Annotated in this window: 18 protein-coding genes, 2 tRNA genes and 1 riboswitch; of the genes, 8 read left to right on the forward strand and 12 right to left on the reverse strand. The window is 49.5% G+C overall.

What is annotated here, in order from left to right:
* Positions 1-702: a monofunctional biosynthetic peptidoglycan transglycosylase gene (gene mtgA, locus BBP27_RS06900; protein ID WP_003748438.1), complete on the forward strand. Its 702-nt coding sequence runs from the start codon at positions 1-3 to the stop codon at positions 700-702.
* A gap of 39 nt (positions 703-741) precedes the next feature.
* On the opposite strand, the gene pncB is transcribed toward mtgA, so the two are convergent.
* Positions 742-1,962: a nicotinate phosphoribosyltransferase gene (gene pncB / locus BBP27_RS06905; protein ID WP_188211775.1), complete on the reverse strand. Its 1,221-nt coding sequence runs from the start codon at positions 1,960-1,962 to the stop codon at positions 742-744.
* Positions 1,963-2,054: 92 nt separating this feature from the next.
* Positions 2,055-3,350: a M23 family metallopeptidase gene (locus tag BBP27_RS06910; RefSeq protein ID WP_003748435.1), complete on the reverse strand. Its 1,296-nt coding sequence runs from the start codon at positions 3,348-3,350 to the stop codon at positions 2,055-2,057.
* Positions 3,351-3,712: 362 nt separating this feature from the next.
* Here BBP27_RS06910 and BBP27_RS06915 point away from each other — a divergent pair, with 362 nt between their 5' ends.
* Positions 3,713-4,693 carry a hypothetical protein gene (locus BBP27_RS06915; RefSeq protein WP_188211783.1) on the forward strand — a complete coding sequence of 327 codons (981 nt, stop codon included), beginning with the start codon at positions 3,713-3,715 and terminating at the stop codon, positions 4,691-4,693.
* Between the two features lie 6 nt (positions 4,694-4,699).
* Here the strand turns inward: BBP27_RS06915 and rfaQ are convergent, their stop codons facing one another.
* On the reverse strand, positions 4,700-5,782 hold the full coding sequence (gene rfaQ / locus BBP27_RS06920; RefSeq protein WP_188211774.1) for a putative lipopolysaccharide heptosyltransferase III: 1,083 nt from the start codon (positions 5,780-5,782) through the stop codon (positions 4,700-4,702).
* Between the two features lie 147 nt (positions 5,783-5,929).
* A riboswitch (PreQ1 riboswitch) is annotated at positions 5,930-5,974 on the forward strand.
* A gap of 3 nt (positions 5,975-5,977) precedes the next feature.
* On the opposite strand from rfaQ, the gene queF reads away from it, so the two are divergent.
* Both queF and BBP27_RS06930 read left to right on the forward strand, forming a co-directional pair.
* Positions 5,978-6,451: a preQ(1) synthase gene (gene queF, locus BBP27_RS06925; protein ID WP_188211773.1), complete on the forward strand. Its 474-nt coding sequence runs from the start codon at positions 5,978-5,980 to the stop codon at positions 6,449-6,451.
* A gap of 100 nt (positions 6,452-6,551) precedes the next feature.
* Positions 6,552-7,229: a 7-cyano-7-deazaguanine/7-aminomethyl-7-deazaguanine transporter gene (locus BBP27_RS06930; RefSeq protein WP_070629620.1), complete on the forward strand. Its 678-nt coding sequence runs from the start codon at positions 6,552-6,554 to the stop codon at positions 7,227-7,229.
* A 67-nt stretch (positions 7,230-7,296) separates the two neighbouring features.
* On the opposite strand, the gene ubiM is transcribed toward BBP27_RS06930, so the two are convergent.
* The 3 genes from ubiM to rplU all read right to left on the reverse strand — a co-directional run bounded on the left by ubiM (position 7,297) and on the right by rplU (position 9,364).
* Positions 7,297-8,481 (reverse strand): 5-demethoxyubiquinol-8 5-hydroxylase UbiM, encoded by a 1,185-nt coding sequence (gene ubiM, locus BBP27_RS06935; RefSeq protein ID WP_003680095.1) that lies wholly within the window; start codon positions 8,479-8,481, stop codon positions 7,297-7,299.
* Between the two features lie 274 nt (positions 8,482-8,755).
* A complete protein-coding gene (gene rpmA, locus BBP27_RS06940; protein WP_002212328.1) occupies positions 8,756-9,028 on the reverse strand; it encodes a 50S ribosomal protein L27 in 273 nt (90 codons plus the stop codon).
* 27 nt (positions 9,029-9,055) lie between these two features.
* Complete coding sequence (gene rplU / locus BBP27_RS06945) at positions 9,056-9,364, reverse strand: 50S ribosomal protein L21 (protein ID WP_002216394.1); 309 nt, start codon at positions 9,362-9,364, stop codon at positions 9,056-9,058.
* Positions 9,365-9,627: 263 nt separating this feature from the next.
* On the opposite strand from rplU, the gene ispB reads away from it, so the two are divergent.
* The 3 genes from ispB (at position 9,628) to BBP27_RS06960 (ending at position 11,146) form a co-directional block, all read left to right on the forward strand.
* The gene (gene ispB / locus BBP27_RS06950; RefSeq protein ID WP_003748423.1) at positions 9,628-10,602 is read left to right on the forward strand and encodes an octaprenyl diphosphate synthase; all 975 of its coding nucleotides are present in this window, start codon (positions 9,628-9,630) and stop codon (positions 10,600-10,602) included.
* 4 nt (positions 10,603-10,606) lie between these two features.
* Complete coding sequence (locus BBP27_RS06955) at positions 10,607-11,053, forward strand: DUF441 domain-containing protein (protein WP_049337019.1); 447 nt, start codon at positions 10,607-10,609, stop codon at positions 11,051-11,053.
* Between the two features lie 18 nt (positions 11,054-11,071).
* A tRNA-Arg gene (locus BBP27_RS06960) sits at positions 11,072-11,146 on the forward strand.
* A 102-nt stretch (positions 11,147-11,248) separates the two neighbouring features.
* On the opposite strand, the gene BBP27_RS06965 is transcribed toward BBP27_RS06960, so the two are convergent.
* Both BBP27_RS06965 and BBP27_RS06970 read right to left on the reverse strand, forming a co-directional pair.
* Positions 11,249-12,406 (reverse strand): NnrS family protein, encoded by a 1,158-nt coding sequence (locus tag BBP27_RS06965; RefSeq protein WP_188211772.1) that lies wholly within the window; start codon positions 12,404-12,406, stop codon positions 11,249-11,251.
* An 86-nt stretch (positions 12,407-12,492) separates the two neighbouring features.
* On the reverse strand, positions 12,493-12,873 hold the full coding sequence (locus BBP27_RS06970) for a hemerythrin domain-containing protein (protein WP_188211771.1): 381 nt from the start codon (positions 12,871-12,873) through the stop codon (positions 12,493-12,495).
* Positions 12,874-13,019: 146 nt separating this feature from the next.
* Between BBP27_RS06970 and BBP27_RS06975 the strand changes: the two genes are divergently transcribed.
* Positions 13,020-13,478, forward strand: a complete 459-nt coding sequence (locus BBP27_RS06975; RefSeq protein WP_004518811.1) for an RrF2 family transcriptional regulator — start codon at positions 13,020-13,022, stop codon at positions 13,476-13,478.
* 599 nt (positions 13,479-14,077) lie between these two features.
* On the opposite strand, the gene BBP27_RS06980 is transcribed toward BBP27_RS06975, so the two are convergent.
* From BBP27_RS06980 to BBP27_RS06995, 4 genes are all read right to left on the reverse strand, one after another.
* Positions 14,078-14,153, reverse strand: a tRNA-Ile gene (locus tag BBP27_RS06980).
* A 93-nt stretch (positions 14,154-14,246) separates the two neighbouring features.
* Positions 14,247-15,098: a dihydropteroate synthase gene (gene folP, locus BBP27_RS06985; RefSeq protein WP_188212030.1), complete on the reverse strand. Its 852-nt coding sequence runs from the start codon at positions 15,096-15,098 to the stop codon at positions 14,247-14,249.
* An 83-nt stretch (positions 15,099-15,181) separates the two neighbouring features.
* Positions 15,182-16,843, reverse strand: a complete 1,662-nt coding sequence (locus tag BBP27_RS06990) for an electron transfer flavoprotein-ubiquinone oxidoreductase (RefSeq protein WP_188212031.1) — start codon at positions 16,841-16,843, stop codon at positions 15,182-15,184.
* 132 nt (positions 16,844-16,975) lie between these two features.
* Complete coding sequence (locus BBP27_RS06995; RefSeq protein ID WP_036492000.1) at positions 16,976-17,413, reverse strand: ExbD/TolR family protein; 438 nt, start codon at positions 17,411-17,413, stop codon at positions 16,976-16,978.
* Positions 17,414-17,415 lie beyond the last annotated feature (2 nt).

Genomic DNA, 17,415 nt, shown 5'->3' on the forward strand with positions numbered 1-17,415 from the left:
ATGTTCCGCATCATCAAATGGCTGATTGCCCTGCCCATCGGCATCTTCATTTTCTTCAACGCTTATGTGTACGGCAACATCATTACCTACCGCGCCGTCGCGCCCAGCAAAACCGCCTTCATGTCCATGCGCATGAGCCAGTTTGCAAGCGAAGGGCGCGATGTCGAGCTGGACTACCGCTGGGTGCCGTACGACCAAATTTCCGTCAATCTCAAAAAAGCCCTGATTGCTTCCGAAGACGCCAATTTTGCCGAACACAGCGGCTTTGACTGGAACGGCATCAAATACGCCATGAAACGCAATAAGCAAAGCGGCGAAGTCAAAGCCGGCGGTTCTACCATCAGCCAGCAGCTGGCGAAAAACCTGTTTCTCAACGAAAGCCGCAGCTACATCCGCAAAGGCGAAGAAGCGGCGATTACGGCGATGATGGAAGCCGTTACCGACAAAGACCGCATTTTTGAGCTGTATCTGAACTCAATCGAATGGCACTACGGCGTATTCGGCGCGGAAGCGGCGTCCCAGTATTTCTACAAGAAACCTGCCTCCGCCCTCACCCGCCAACAAGCCGCCAAACTCACGGCGCGCGTTCCGGCTCCGCTGTTTTACGCAGACCACCCCAAGAGCAAACGGATGCACAACAAAACCAATATTATCCTGCGCCGCATGGGTTCGGCAGAATTGCCCGAAAGCGATATGGATTAATTCAAAAGGCCGTCTGAACATTTCAGACGGCCTTTGTTTTTAGGCTTTCTCTTCCGGCTCCGGTACGTCAAACACTTGGCGCAGATAAGCGAGGAAGGTGTTGTTGGTGGTCATGGTTTTGCCCGGGGAGTCGGAGAGTTTGGCAACGGATTGGCCGTTGCACTCGACGAGCTTTAAGACAATGTTCAAAGGCGTGTGTCCCAAATCGTTGGTCAGGTTGGTACCGATACCGAAACTGGTTTTGAAACGGTCTTTGAAGTATTGGTGCAATGCCCATGAACGTTCAATATCGAGGCCGTCTGAAAAGGTCAGCATTTTGGTGCGGCTGTCGATTTTGAGTTTTTTGTAATGTTCGTAGGCTTTGTCGCCCCAAACATAAGGATCGCCGCTGTCGTGGCGCAGGCCGTCGAAGAGTTTGGCGAAGTAAAGGTCGAAATCGCGCAAGAAGGCATCCATGCCGACCACGTCGGTCAGGGCGATGCCGAGGTCGCCGCGGTATTCATGTACCCAGCTTTCCAGCGCGGCTTTTTGGAAATTGCGCAAACGGACGTCCAAGGCTTGGAAGGCTTGGAGGAACTCGTGCGCCATGGTGCCGATGGGTGTGATGCCGAGTTTTTTGGCCAGATAAACATTGCTGGTACCGCGCACGATGTCGGGAGCGGCTTCCAGCAAGGTGCGGATAACGTGTTCCTGCCATGCGAGGGTGTAGCGGCGGCGCGTGCCGAAATCGGAAATCAGGAATGGCGGATCATTCGGATTTTGTGTAGCCGCAATTTCTTTCAGCTGTTGCGCTTTGGCCTGCAGACGGCGCTCGCCTTCTTCAATGACGGCTGACGTTTCCAAGCGGCGGAAATAGAGTTCGTTGACGATGGCAAGAATGAAAATCTCGAAGAACATCGCCTGTATCATCGGACCTTCGATGCGGATGTTCAGACGGCCTTGATCGTCGGGACTGACTTTGACAAAGCGGCGTTGGAGTTGGAAAAGCTCGAGATAATCGACAAAATCGCTTTTGATAAAACGCAGGCTGCGCAGGTAGTCGAGTTCGTCATGCGTAAAGCGCAGCTGGCACAGGGCGTCGAGTTCGCGTTCCAATTCTTCTTGAATATCGGCCAGCGGATACACCATCTCTTTGTTGCGGCAGCGGAATTCGTAGAGGCTGTGGGTTTGCGGGAATTGATGCAACACGACTTGCAGCATGGTGAATTTGTACAGGTCGGTATCAAGCAGGGATTGGATAATGGGCTGATGAACAGACATAAGCTTTCTCTGAGTAAACGTGGGCGTTGAGGTATCGATTTTAATGGAAAAGGCCGTCTGAAAGAAACCTTATTCAGACGGCCTTTATCTTATTAATCCAGCTGCGCTACGGAAACCGGCAAAGAGCGGATGGTAGACAACATCGTGCTGGCATCTTTTTGCTGTTTGCGGAACGCGGCCATATTGGTCGGGGTCAGCTTCGGCGTCGGCAGTGCGACGGTAGTCGGGTTGACCGGCTGGCCGTTGACGCGTGCTTCGTAGTGCAGGTGCGGACCGGTAGAACGGCCGGTTGTACCCACAAAACCAATCACTTCGCCGGCGCGGACTCTGCCGTCGGCAGGGCTGAACGCACTCATGTGGCCGTACAGGGTTTCCACACCGTTGGCATGGCGAATCATCACTGTATTGCCGTAGCCGCCTTTCCAACCTTTGAAAATCACCTCGCCGTCGGCGGCGGCCTTAATCGGCGTACCGGTCGGCGCGGCATAGTCGATACCGGTGTGCATACGGACAGTGTGCAAAACCGGATGGACACGGTAGCCGAACGGGGAAGAAATGCGCGTGTATGCAACAGGCTCGGTATTAAAGCCTTCTTTTTGTTGCAGGGACTTACCGTTTTGGTCGTAGTAGCTGCCGCTTTCTTCGTCGCCTTTGCCTTGGCTGTAATAATAGGCTTGGTAAGTTTTGCCGTCTTTAACCACTTCAGCCGCCAAAATATCGCCGACGGCCATTTGTTGGCCGCGGAAATACATGCTGTTGTACAAAAGGCGTACGGTATCGCCTTCTTTCAAATCGCTCATATTGAACGAGTCGGCAAAGATTTCTTTGAGCTGGATATACACTTCGGAAGGGATTTCGGCACGGAGCATATCGCCGATGGCGGAAGTGCGGATTTGCACGGAGCGCAGGGTCGGCATGGTTTTCATGTCGATTTCGGCATTGGAGATGCGCCATTTGCCCTTAACTTTTTCCAAAGCCACCAAATTGCGTTCCAATTCTTCATCGGTAAAGAATTGAACGTCGGTCACTTGGCCTGAAGAATCGATGCGGATGTTGACGGATTGGTTGGTCCGCAGGTTTTTCATGTCGAGGTTGGCATTGTTTTTCGCCATGATTTGCTTGATGTCTTCTTGGTTGACACCCATGCGCGTCAAAACGTCTGCCAAAGAGTCGCCGGCTTGGACGGCTTCTTGCGCCCAATAGCTGGATTGATAGGTATTGGTTTCCACATAAACGGCAGGCAACTCTTCGGAAATACGCTCGACTTTGAAATCAGTTTGTGCGGGTTGAGGGTCGGTAATGGCGTATGCGGTCATGATGCCTGAAGCCGGCAGCAGAAACGCTAAGAGGGTTGCTTTGAATCGAGTGGAATATTTGTTTTTAATCACGCGTTATCCTTAATGGGGCGGTCTGTTTTTTAAAGTTTGCAGAATGCCGGCACATCCGGCCTGCCGCGACCGCCTGCTGGTTTAAACAGTTTTGGGGATAAAGGACTTTGAGTCTTTTTTCCGATCTGAAAATCAGGTTTTCATTCGGAATGAATGAGGTCGTGTTTGAGATTGACGTTATTATCAGGGCTATTGTGTTGATTTACACCCTGTTTTTCTGAAATTTACGCCACTCATTTTAGCATGGCAGCCCATTTTTTCCAAACCGGCCGTCTGAACGGCTCTTTTTGAGTACGTGAGGGCAAGGTTCCGAAACGCATCATTTGTCGCGTAAAATAACGGTTTTCTATCTATTTGCGCTTATGAAGCTGACCCTCGCCCTCCCCTCGCTCAACCGCTTTGCCGACGAATCCGTCCCTGAGCTTGCCTTACCTGCTTTTAACCGTCTTTTGCGTTATGGCACATTACGCAAAGAAACACTCAGGCCGTCTGAATTTTACGGACGCCATTTGTGGGGCGGCAGCCTCATTACCCAAGTGCAACGTTTACGCCACACAAGCCAAAAACGCGCGGCCGCTTTTGCCTCTCCGGTTTGGCAACAGATGGGCATGCACCATGTCAACATTATCAGCGGTGAGTTTATCGGCATCCAAAAAGAGGAGGCACAACGATTATGTGCGGATTTGTCGGCGTTTTATCAAGATAAAGATTGGCAATTCGAGCCGCTTTGCGAAAGCATGTGGCTGCTCAGTATGCCGACAATAGAAGATTGGGGCGCGGAATGTGTTTTGGATGTGTGCGGGCAGCCGGAAATGGACGGTCAGGCACATGGCCAAGATGCGGTATCTTGGTTGGCCATGCAGACGGAAATCCAAATGTTTCTCCACACGCATCCGATTAACCAAGCGCGTGAACAACAAGGATTGCCGGAAATCAACGGTTTGTGGCTGTGGAACGATGCGAACGGTACACAGTCTGCGGATATTATCGCCTCAGACAGCGCATGGGCGCGTTTTTCGGATACGCCCAAACTCGATGCGCCGTATGATTTGAAGGCTTGGTTTGAGATGGTTCAAGAAACAGGCAACACGGTTTCAGACGGCCTTATCTTTTTGGACGACTTGGTTTCCACCTTACAGACAGGCGATGTTTGGGCATACAAAGATATTTTGGAAAGCTGGGAAACCCGTTGGTTTGTGCCTTTATGGGACGCTCTTGATTCAGGCCGTCTGAAAGCAGTGTGCATTGCCACAGACGGCGAAAACGGCGGCACGCTGGAAATCGGCCGCCGTTCCAAATGGGCATTTTGGCGCAAAGCTAAAATGTTTAACGGATCATGGTAAGCGGTTTTAAGCCTCCAACGCCTCCAATTTGGCAGAAATTCTATCCCACACATCCTGCAACGGAATCGCTTTCAACAAACGGGTCGGATCGTTGGTATCGATGCTGTCGGGGTTGGGCAACTCGGCATAATCACCGGCATAAATAACTTCGGCCTGCTCGGAATACGGACGCCATTTGTCCACCCATGACGCGCCAAACAAAGCGATTTGCGGTTTATCCAAAGCAGCGGCGATGTGCATCGGTGCGGAATCGACACCGATAAACAGTTTGGCGCCCTCAATGGCCGCCGCCAATTCACGCAGGCTCAAGCATCCGGACAACACCCAAACTTTTCCGCCTTCCGGAATATTCAGACGGCCTATAATTTCCTGAAGCATGTATTGCTCGACATTGTCGGGGGAAGCGGTCAATACGACATTCTGCCCGCTGTTGAGCAGAAGCTGTACGATGGCGGCGTTTTTTCCGTCTTCCCAACATTTGAAATGCCAACGCGCACCCGGGTGCATCAATACATAATCTTCGCCGCTCCAACCCTGCTCACGCAATTTCTGCCGCATGCTTTCCCTTGCATCTTGTGCCACCCAAAGGCGCACCTTCGCATCGGCCACGTCTTCCGGCTGGATAAGCGGCGCGAGGATATTCAATTGGTTTTCAACGATATGATGGCTGGGATCCAGCTCATGGTTGATAAAATCATGACAGAAACGCCACCAAAAACCGTCGCGCTTGATGCAGTCCAAACCCACGCTGCAACGGGCGCACAGTTTGGCGATTACCGCCGCGCGCCATTGGTCGGACAGGTTGAAAGCCCAGTCGTAATCGCGCGCCTTCAGCTTTGCAAAAAGGTTTTTCTCACACGCCAACTGCTTGAATACACCCAGCTTCTTCCAATTTCGATCAATGGTAAAAATCTGCGCAATCTGCGGATTATCGGCAATCAGCTGCCCCGTACCGGCATACACCAGCATATCGATTTCGCAATCGGGGAAACGGGTTTTCAGCGCATCGACCACCGGCGTGCTCAAAAGCACATCGCCATGATGGCGCAATTTGATGATCAGGATGCGTTTGGGTTGGGATAAAGACATACGAAACTTTCAGACGGCCTGTTGATTGGCTGCTATTGTAAAGCGGAAAACAGGTTTCATAAAATACAAAACAGGCCGTCTGAAAGCTATCCTGCTGATTCATCGCTATAAAATCCGCACAAGCCATGCAATTTATATTACAATCCGCACCCCGTGGTTCGAAAACCTCCCACATTAAAAAACTAAGGAAACCTCATGTCCCGCAACAACGAAGAGCTGCAAGGCATCTCCCTTTTGGGCAACCAGAAAACCCAATACCCGAGCGAATACGCGCCTGAAATTTTAGAAGCGTTCGACAACAAACACCCCAACAACGACTATTTCGTCAAATTCGTCTGCCCCGAGTTCACCAGCCTCTGCCCGATGACCGGCCAGCCCGACTTTGCCACCATCTACATCCGCTACATCCCCCATATCAAAATGGTGGAAAGCAAATCACTGAAACTCTATCTCTTCAGCTTCCGCAACCACGGCGACTTCCATGAAGACTGCGTCAACATCATCATGAAAGACCTCATCGCCCTGATGGATCCGAAATACATCGAAGTATTCGGCGAATTCACACCGCGCGGCGGCATCGCCATTCATCCGTTTGCCAACTACGGCAAAGCAGGTACAGAGTTTGAAGCCTTGGCACGCAAACGCCTGTTCGAACACGATGCACAATAATCCTATTCAGACGGCCTAACACCTTTTTCATTGCAAGACTTTATTTATTGCACAGTCTCGCAAGGCTTCATGCCGTCTGAAAAACTTCCGAAAGATTTCCATGTACGAATTTACCGCCGCACAGCAGAAGAAAGCGCTCTTCTGGCTGGTGCTTTTCCATATTTTTATTATTGCCGCCAGCAACTATCTGGTGCAGTTCCCCTTTCAGATTTTCGGTATTTTTACCACCTGGGGCGCATTTTCCTTCCCCTTTATCTTCCTCGCTACCGACCTGACCGTGCGCATTTTCGGCGCGCCGTTGGCGAGACGGATTATTTTTTGGGTGATGTTCCCCGCCCTGCTGCTCTCTTACGTCTTCTCCGTCCTCTTTCATGACGGCAACTGGACAGGCTGGGCATCTTTGGCCGACTTTAACACCTTTGTCGGCCGCATCGCATTGGCCAGCTTTTCCGCCTATGCGCTTGGGCAAATCCTCGATATTTTCGTGTTCAACAGATTACGCCGTCTGAAATCATGGTGGGTAGCCCCTACTGCTTCCACCGTCGTCGGCAACGCTTTGGACACGCTGGTGTTTTTTGCCGTTGCCTTTTACGCGAGCAACGATGAATTTATGGCGGCAAATTGGCAGGGCATTGCATTTGTCGATTATCTGTTCAAACTTGCCATCTGCACCCTCTTCTTCCTGCCTGCCTACGGCATCGTATTGAGCATCTTGACCAAAAAACTGACTTCCTTAAACGTCCGTCAAGAAATGCCCGAATCGGTTTTAGCCGAATAAGCAATAGATAAAAAACAAGGCCGTCTGAAACTTCAATCGTTCAGACGGCCTTTTATGTTTTAAACAATTAACCGGTCAATTGTTTGGTAATCAGTTTTTTCAGCGGAGGGAAGTTATTGCTTGCACGCAATACCAAACCGCGCAGCAGTTTCGCCGGAGCAGTTTCATTGGTAAAGAGTTTCAGCAGCATATTGGTGCCGTGGTAAATCGGATGGGCGTGGAGCATATGCTTGGTGCTGTATTTTTCCAGCAGGCTCTTCGCACCAATATCCTGACCGCGTTGCTCGGCTTCGAGAACCAATTTAGCCAAAAGATCGGCACTTGCCAGACCCAAGTTGAAACCGTGCGCAGTAACCGGATGCATACCAACCGCGGCATCGCCGATCAACGCGCTGCGTTTGCCGTAGAAACGTTGGGCAATCATGCCGACCAAAGGATAATTGTGAATGGTGCTGACCAATTCCATATCGCCCAAACGGCCTTTGAGTTGCTCTTTCACGCTGGCTGCCAATTCTTCCGGCGACATGTTTTTAATCGTCTCGGCTTTATCGCTGTCCACCGTAATCACCGTATTGGTCAAATGCTCTTCCAAAGGCAGCAACGCAATGGTACGGCCGTAGTGGAAGCATTCATATGCGGTATGCAGGTTGGACAGAGTATGCTTCATGCGGCACACGAACATGGTGCGGCTGTAATCGTGCATATCGGAAGAAATGCCCAATTGACGGCGCGTTTGTGAGAAGCGGCTATCGGCGGCCAACAACAGACGGCCGGTCAATACTTCGCCGCTTTCCAAAATAACTTGCGCCTCATCGTCAGAAGTTTTGACTTCTTTAACATTGGTGCCGGTCAGGATTTTCACGTTGTCCAATTTGGACACGACTTCATAAGCGGCTTTGCGGATATTGTGATTGGAAATCAAATAGCCCAAGCAGTCCGCAGGCTCGCCGCGCGCCTGAGTCGGTTGCGGGAAGTGGAGCTGGTAATCGGAATGACCGTTCAACACTTTGGCATCGCGCAAAGGATAAATTTCGTCTTTTGGAATCAAATCCCACATACCCAATCGCTGCATGATTTCGCGCGACAAGTGCGTCAGTGCGATTTCACGGCCGTCATACGGCGGATTTTGCAACACTTCTAAAGGACTTCTTTCAATCAGGGTTATGTTCAACCCGCTTCCGGCCAACTCTGCGGCAAAACTTAATCCGGCAGGGCCTGCGCCGACGACGAGAATATCACTGTGTAAGCTCATGGGAGGAATTCCTTGTATTCAACTGATACGGATTTTTTCAGACGGCCTTAAGTTTACTGTGTTTAGCTACATGAGGGTAAATCAAAGGCATTTGATAGATTATATAGAAAGCATTGATAGAATAAAACAAATGTTATCAATTGTAAGCGCGTTTTTACTTTGGCCTTAATATAAATCAAGCTTCACGACATACGGATTTTATCAAACGGACAAACATTCAGATAAACAAAAACCGCATTCCGAAAAGGGAATGCGGCTTTCAATCGTAAAACGATTATTCTTCAGAACCGGTGTAAGGACGGATGCTGACGGTTTTACGGTTCAGCGCGCCTTTGGTTTTGAATTCAACGTAACCGTCGACTTTAGCAAACAAAGTGTGGTCTTTGCCCATGCCTACGTTGTCACCTGCGTGGAATTTAGTACCGCGTTGACGAACGATGATGGAGCCTGCCGGAATCAGCTCGTTGCCGTAGGCTTTAACGCCCAAGCGTTTGGCTTCTGAATCGCGACCGTTGCGGGTGCTACCGCCTGCTTTTTTACTTGCCATTTGTAATACTCCTGAACTTACTTGAAATTAGGCGATTGCCACGATTTCGATTTGGGTGAAATTTTGGCGATGGCCTTGGCGTTTTTGGTAGTGTTTGCGACGACGCATTTTGAAAATGCGTACTTTCTCGCCACGACCATGAGCAACGACTTTAGCTGTTACTTTTGCGCCTTCGATAAAAGGTGCGCCTACTTTTACAGATTCGCCGTCAGCAATCATCAAAACTTCAGTCAGTTCGATTTGGCTGTCGAGTTCGGCTGGTATCTGTTCTACTTTCAATTTTTCGCCAACGGAAACTTTGTATTGTTTACCGCCGGTTTTTACGACCGCGTACATACTCAACTCCATGAGAATTAGGTTAACATTCCGCACACCATGTGCGAAACGAGCTATTCTATTTCTATTTGCCTGTTTTGTCAAAATTTATTTTATTTACAACTGAAAAGGCCGTCTGAAAGATATGTTGCATGCTTTTTAACTGATATAATCACGCGCTGGATTGCTGATATCTTTATGCAACATCACTACCCCGACCGAATGTACGGGTTTAAACAGATTCATTGGAGCCTCCGCTCCGTTTTATCAACAGAGAATGTTTTATGCTCGAAAACCTGCCTTACTTCCAACGCCACCTGCCCGATGACCTTGCCAAAGTGAACGCGGTCATCAACCAAGCTGTTCAATCCGATGTCGCGCTAATTTCGCAAATCGGCACATACATCATCAGCGCGGGCGGTAAGCGACTGCGTCCGATTATTACCATTTTGGCAGGCAAAGCAGTTGGGCATGACGATGAAAAGCTGTATTCGCTGGCGGCGATGGTGGAATTCATCCACACCTCCACCCTCCTGCACGACGATGTCGTTGACGAAAGCGAATTGCGCCGCGGCCGTAAAACCGCAAACAACCTTTTCGGCAACGCGGCAGCCGTTTTAGTCGGCGACTTCCTCTATACACGCGCGTTCCAACTGATGGTTGGTTCAGGCAGCATGCGTATCTTGGAAGTGATGGCCGATGCGACCAACATCATCGCCGAAGGCGAAGTCATGCAGCTGATGAACATCGGCAATACGGATATTACCGAAGAGCAATACGTCCAAGTTATCCAATACAAAACAGCAAAATTGTTTGAAGCGGCCGCGCAAGTCGGCGCAATTTTGGGCAAGGCTTCCCCCGAACACGAGCAAGCCTTGAAAGACTACGGCATGTACGTCGGTACGGCTTTCCAAATCATTGACGATGTTTTGGACTACTCAGGCGAAACCGAAGAAATCGGCAAAAACGTTGGCGACGATCTGGCCGAAGGCAAACCCACCCTGCCATTGATTTACCTGATGCGAAACGGCTCCGAGCAGGCCGCCAACGATGTGCGCCATGCTTTGGAAAATGCCGACCGCAGCTATTTTGAAAAAATCCACGACTATGTCGTCAACTCCGATGCTTTGCCATATTCGATTTCCGAAGCGAAAAAAGCTGTCGACAAAGCCATCGCTTCATTGGACGTATTGCCTGACAGCGAAGTCAAAGAAGCCATGATCCAACTGGCAAAAGAATCTTTGGCCCGAGTATCTTAATCCGATGAATTTCAGCTTTGTCCCTTTGTTTCTGGTTACGCTGATTTTTTTGGGCGTCGTCAGCAACAACAACTCGATTACGATTTCGGCGGCGGTATTGCTGCTCATGCAGCAGACGGCCTTGTCGCAATATCTTCCCTTGGTGGAAAAACACGGTTTGCATCTGGGCATCATCCTGCTGACCATCGGCGTATTGAGCCCGCTGGTTTCCGGTAAAATCCAGATTCCGCCGGTTTCCGAGTTTATCAATTTTAAAATGATTGCCGCCGTCCTTATCGGCATTTTGGTTGCCTGGCTTGCCGGACGCGGCGTTCCATTGATGAGCAAACAGCCTGTTTTGGTAACCGGATTATTAATCGGCACGGTCATCGGCGTTGCCTTTGTCGGCGGCATTCCGGTCGGCCCTTTGATTGCCGCTGGCTTATTGTCTTTTTTTGCCGGAAAGGTTTAAAATCCCCTCCTTTACCGCCTCGCCATAGTTCAACGGATAGAACGTATGCCTCCTAAGCGTAAAATACAGGTTCGATTCCTGTTGGCGAGGCCACAGTTTCAATAAAAGCCTTTCATACTTTGAAAGGCTTTTTTGTTATCAATAAATAAAGGCCGTCTGAAACTTTTCAGACGGCCTTTTCATTTTGCCAAACCGTTAACCCGGACGACCATCCGAACGCGGACGGATCAGCCAAGGAATATATTTCCATGCGTACAACAGCAAAGAAGCAGCAAACAAAGCGGCGGAGCAGCGGATACTGTGCGTATATGCCGTACCGCTCACAAAGGTAGCCAAAACACGGATAACCGTTGCGACAATCATCAGCCAAAAGGCGACAGGAACTACTTTAGGCGGCGGATAAATAGAGTTGCCGGTATGGCCAAGCGCAGTTCGCGCCATCATACCCAAAGTCAGCACGCCGATACCGCCAACGCCGATAAGGTGCACGCCCAAATTCAGGAAACTTGGAACCCAATAAGAAATGCCGACAGCAATCAAGCCCAAACCTGTAAACAGATAGCCTGCAAACAAAATCCAAAGCATAGGCTCTTTCAGCACGGCTTTATACCACCAGCGGTACACCTGCACGGTAAAAATCACACCGGCAGCCAGAGCAAACAACGCGGCCAGTCCCGGTAAAATGTTATGCGCCATCAGCATGGCGGTCAGCATAGGCAGCCAAAGTGAAGCGTGCGCTACCCATTGAGGGCTGGGGATTTGCGGCACGTTCAGGCGTTTGGACGTAAAGAACGAGATAATCCGCATACCGATCAAACCGATAAATCCGGCCACCATAATCAAACCGGATTGCAAACCGGTCATTAGCGCAATGGCATCAAACGGCTGCACTTTTAGATGGAAGGCGAAATGGGTGCCGCCCAAAACAAAAATAGCGAACACGGCAACATAGTTACGCTTGTTTTGAGAACGAATTACCGGCAAAGCCATGCATACCGCGCCATACCAGAAAAAGATCGTACCGAATATGCCGCTTGCCGTTACCCCCCAACCGGGGATAAACATACAAATGCGGGCCAACAGCCAAAATGCGGTCAAACCGGCCAACGCCTTACCGCGTGTCGGCGGCTGGCCTGTCCAAGTCGCCACGGCCGTCAATAAAAATGCAATGACAACCAATCCGGCATAGCCCCAAATCATTTCATGGGCATGCCAATAAAAACCCGGCAACTCAGGCGTACCCTGAAAGCCGAAGCCCCAAAGCAGTATAGACAATGCGCCATACAAAGCCGCCAACGAATAAAACGGGCGGAAGGCCATTGCCCAAACCGGGTGTTTGAACAAATCGGTCATGGTGGTTCCTTCAATTTTTATATCATCATAAAACAGCAACAGAGGCCGTCTGAAACTTTTCAGACGGCCATCGACTCCTTTCCCTGTTACACATTTTCAGGCAAAGGCAAAAAAGGTTCAATCGCAGGGAAAAGCTCGCGCTCCTCAAAGCGCGCATGATCGCGCAAAGTAACAGCAAACTCCTTATTCCATGATTCATTCATATATTCAGGATGCACCATCATCGCACGCAATTTGGCATGATCGCCTTCAAAACGCTGCCGCAACGCAGGGTCAATTTTATCCCAATACGGCGCAAACATGGTTTCCTCTTCCAAAAAATGTGGCTCAAGCTCAATAAAATGAGGATCCAGCTCCGCCTGATGGCTTTGATCGGGCGTACGCAGGAGACGGACGCACAACGACAGCGAGCCATGATGTTCGCGGGAAAGTTCTATTAAGGCAGGATGGCGTTTCAAGGGCTTCATAAGTTCGTTATAATGGTAACAGTTTGTCAAACTGGATTAATTCAAATGTTTCGGATATTATGAAACCCAATCCCACATAAAGTCAAACAGCCCCTTACCAAGCACTACGCTTTTGACATATAATAAAAATATCTAAAGAGCCAGCCATGTATCTGACCCAACATACCGATTACGGATTGCGCGTATTGGTTTATACCGCCATCAATGACGACACCCTCGTCAATATCGGCACCATTGCCGAGACTTACAATATTTCCAAAAGCCATTTGATGAAAGTGGTTACCTCATTAGTCAAAGGCGGTTTTCTGGTCAGCGTACGCGGCAAAGGCGGCGGTTTGCGCTTGGCAGACAATCCTGAAAACATCAATATTGGTGCAGTGGTACGCCATCTTGAGCCGATGCAGGTCGTCGAATGCATGGGCGACAACAACGAATGCCTCATCACCCCTTCCTGCCGACTGACCGGCATCATCACCGGCGCCATCAAAGCCTTCTTTAATCATTTAGATCAATACTCACTGCAAGATCTGCTGGACAAACCGACTTACGACATACTTTATACACCGCGCATCCCGATTAACGAAATACGCGGAACGGCCGACTAAATCTTCAGGCCGTCTGAAAACAATCCAGCCATACTGAAATGGTATTACTTAAATAATAAAAAATGCCGTCTGAAATGAAGATTTTCAGACGGCATTTTTTTTATAAAACACTCTACAGCTTAAATAGCTGACTTTCATTTGATAGGTTAATTTTTATACTAAATATGTCGAATATAAGACAATAGAAAAACCCAAAATAAGAATAATCATAGCAACCATAAAATTTATTCTTAATACTTTCAAATAAAATTTATTGGAGATTTTTTGCATTCCAAACAGCACCTTGAAAAAATTAAATTGCATTCTTCTAGCAATAAACAGATATTCAAAAAAACCCGCATTCATCCCTTCTAATTTTGATATTTTATATAGCATTACTAGATTAATTATAATTACAATAAAATACACAAATACTAAAAAAACAGAAAATAAGGCAATAACTCCACCAAACTACTCCTTCTTTTTTAAAAAGAATTTTTCCTAAAAAACATATTAGACGACATAACCGAATTGCTATTATCGACATTATATTCCAATCTTTCGCAAACCAATGAATACAAAAATGCCCGAAGCCAAAAGCCTCAGGCATTTTTAATATTTGGTGGGTCCGGTGGGTTTCGAACCCACGACCAAGGGATTATGAGTCCCCTGCTCTAACCCCTGAGCTACAGACCCGTCAAGAGTAGAAGCGGATTATAGCATAACTTGTTGCTTGTTCAAGATGCCGGGCAAATGTTTCAGACGGCCTGTCGGTTTTCTATTCGGGCATTATGCCGATATGCCCAATGCTTCCCAAACTTTCAAAGCGTCCGATGTTGCTTTGACATCGTGAACACGGATGATTTGCGCGCCTCGGGCGACTGTTGCCAAAGCGGCTGCCACGCTGCCGTGTACGCGTTTGGCGGCATCTTGTTCGCCTGTCAGCTCGCCAATCATACGTTTGCGCGATATGCCGATCAGGAGTGGGAATCCGGTTGCGTCCATCAACTCAGGCAAATGTTGTATCAGGGTAATGTTGTGTTGCAGGTTTTTGCCGAAACCGAAGCCGGGGTCTAGCGTGATGCGTTCGGGGGCAATGCCTGCTTGAACGCATTCTGCCGCGCGTGCTTTTAAATAACGCGCGACTTCTTCGACGACATCTTGATATTGCGGATTAAGCTGCATGGTTTTGGGCAAACCCTGCATGTGCATGAGACACACGCCTGTCTTCGGCTGTTGCGCCAGCAAGGCGACTGCGCCTTCATCACTCAATGCGGCAACATCGTTGATAATATCGACGCCGCCTTGCGCCAAGGCTTTTTCCATAATCGCCGTACGGCGCGTGTCCAAGCTGACGGGAACATTCCACTTGGCCACTTCCGCCAAAACCGGCTGCACTCTGGCCCATTCTTCTTCGAGAGAAACATCATCCGAACCCGGGCGGGTAGATTCGCCGCCGATATCGAGAATATCCGCGCCGTCTTTCAGCAGCTGCTCGGCATGTGCCAATGCTATTGAGACATTTTGCGAATAGGTGCCGCCATCGGAAAATGAATCGGGGGTCAGATTGACGATGCCCATGATTTTCGGTTTGTCCAAGGCGATTTCAAATCGTCCTGCCTGCCAAATGCGTGTGTTCATAATGCGTCCATTGATGAAATAATAGGATAGAGGCCGTCTGAAATTTTTCAGACGGCCTTTAGATTTTGACTTCAAACAGTCAATTACATTCCGCCGTAATTCGGCCCGCTTGCGCCTTCGGGGCAAATCCAAGTGATGTTTTGCGTCGGGTCTTTGATGTCGCACGTTTTGCAGTGCACGCAGTTGGCGGCGTTGATTTGCAGGCGCGGACTGCCGTTTTCTTCGACGATTTCATATACGCCGGCCGGACAATAGCGGGTTTCGGGCGAGGCGTATTCTTTGTAGTTTACGTCTATCATGACCTGCGGATTTTTCAGCACCAAATGGTCGGGCTGGTTTTCTTCGTGCGCAAGGTTGGCAAGGAACACACTGCTCAAGCGGTCGAAGGTCAAAACGCCGTCGGGCTTCGGATAATCAATCGGCTTGCATTCGGCGGCTTTTTTGAGCTGCTCGTTGTCTTTGCCGTGATGTTTCAAAGTCCACGGGGCTTTGCCTCTGAAAATCATTTGGTCGATGCCGGTATAGATTGAGCCGAGGTAAACACCCCATTTAAATGACGGACGGACATTGCGCGCAGCGTAAAGCTCTTGATATAGCCAGCTTTGTTCAAAACGTTGCTGATAATCAGCCGCCTCTTTGCCGCTGTCGAAACTTTCCACTTCTTCGAGGTTTTCCAACAAAGGGAACACAGCTTCTGCGGCGAGCATGGCGGATTTCATGGCCGTATGGATGCCTTTGATGCGCGGCATATTCAGGAAACCTGCGGCATCGCCGATTAAAACGCCGCCTCTGAACGAGAGTTTCGGCAGGCTTTGCAAACCGCCTTCAATCAGTGTTCGCGCACCATACGCGATACGGCGGCCGCCTTCAAAGGTTTTGCGGATTTTGGGATGGGTTTTGAACCGTTGAAACTCTTCAAACGGCGACAGATAAGGGTTTTGATAGTCCAAACCGACCACAAAGCCGACAGCGACTTTGTTGTCGTCGAAATGGTAAATAAACGCGCCGCCGTAGGTTTTGCTGTCTAGCGGCCAGCCTGCGCTGTGCATGACCAAACCGGGCTGATGTTTTTCAGACGGCACTTCCCAAATTTCTTTAATGCCCAAGCCGTAAGTTTGCGGCTCGCTGTTTTGGTCGAGTTGGAAACGCTCGATGATTTGCTTGGAAAGCGAACCGCGACAGCCTTCGGCAAATATGGTTTGCTGCGCCCAAAGCTCCATGCCGGGCTGGAATGAATCGGTCGGTTCGCCGTCTTTGCCCACGCCCATATTGCCGGTCGCAATGCCTTTGACCGAACCGTCTTCGTGATACAGCACTTCGGCGGCGGCAAAGCCCGGATAGATTTCCACGCCTAAACTTTCCGCCTGCTCCGCCAACCAGCGGACAACTTCGCCCAAGCTGGCAATATAGTTCGCATGGTTGTCGAAATTCGGGGTAACCGGCAGGTTGAAGGCTTTTTTCTCGGTCAGGAACAAAACCCTGTCCTTCGTCACTGTACGCGTCAGCGGCGCGCCTTTTTCTTTCCAATCAGGAATCAGCTCATTCAAAGAAATCGGATCGATGATGGCGCCTGCAAGCGAGTGCGCACCGGCCTCCGAACCCTTCTCCACCACGCAAACGCTGATTTCGCGTCCATTCTTTTCGGCAAGCTGCTTGAGTTTGATGGCGGCAGACAAACCCGACGGGCCTGCGCCGACAATCACGACATCGTATTGCATACTGTCGCGTTCGATGGTTTCTGTCATAGTGGTTCCTGTATTGTCATTATTCAATTTAATCCGCTAATTATACAGCCTGGACATATAGTTACCAAATACAACAAAAGGCCGTCTGAAACTTTACTCAAATTTCAGACGGCCTTGACTGTATTCAAAAGATTACTGCGCTTTGGTTTCCGTTACAAAACCGATTTTGCTGATACCGGCTTCGCGCGCCGCTTGCAAAGCTTGGTTGACATAATCGTATTCAACCGCTTTATCCGCCGCAATCGCCACAATCACATCTTCGTTTTTCGCTTTGGCTTCTTTCAGCTTGGCAGTTACCGTTGCCAAATCCACTTTGTTATCCGAATCTCCGCCAACGACATAAGCACCACTGGCATCAATGCTCAAACGCAAAGGATCTTTAGGCTGCTGCTTATCCTCTTTCGCCGCTTTTTCCGAAGCAGTCGGCAACTCCAAAGGAATCGAGTGGGTCAGCACCGGCATGGTAATCATAAATACAATCAGCAACACCAGCATCACGTCCACCAAAGGCGTAACGTTGATATCCGACATCGGCGCATCATCGCCGGAATTCATTGATCCGAAAGCCATGG

It is taken from the genome of Neisseria sp. RH3002v2g (genome assembly GCF_014596425.2).
In the GTDB taxonomy this organism is placed as follows: Bacteria; Pseudomonadota; Gammaproteobacteria; order Burkholderiales; family Neisseriaceae; genus Neisseria.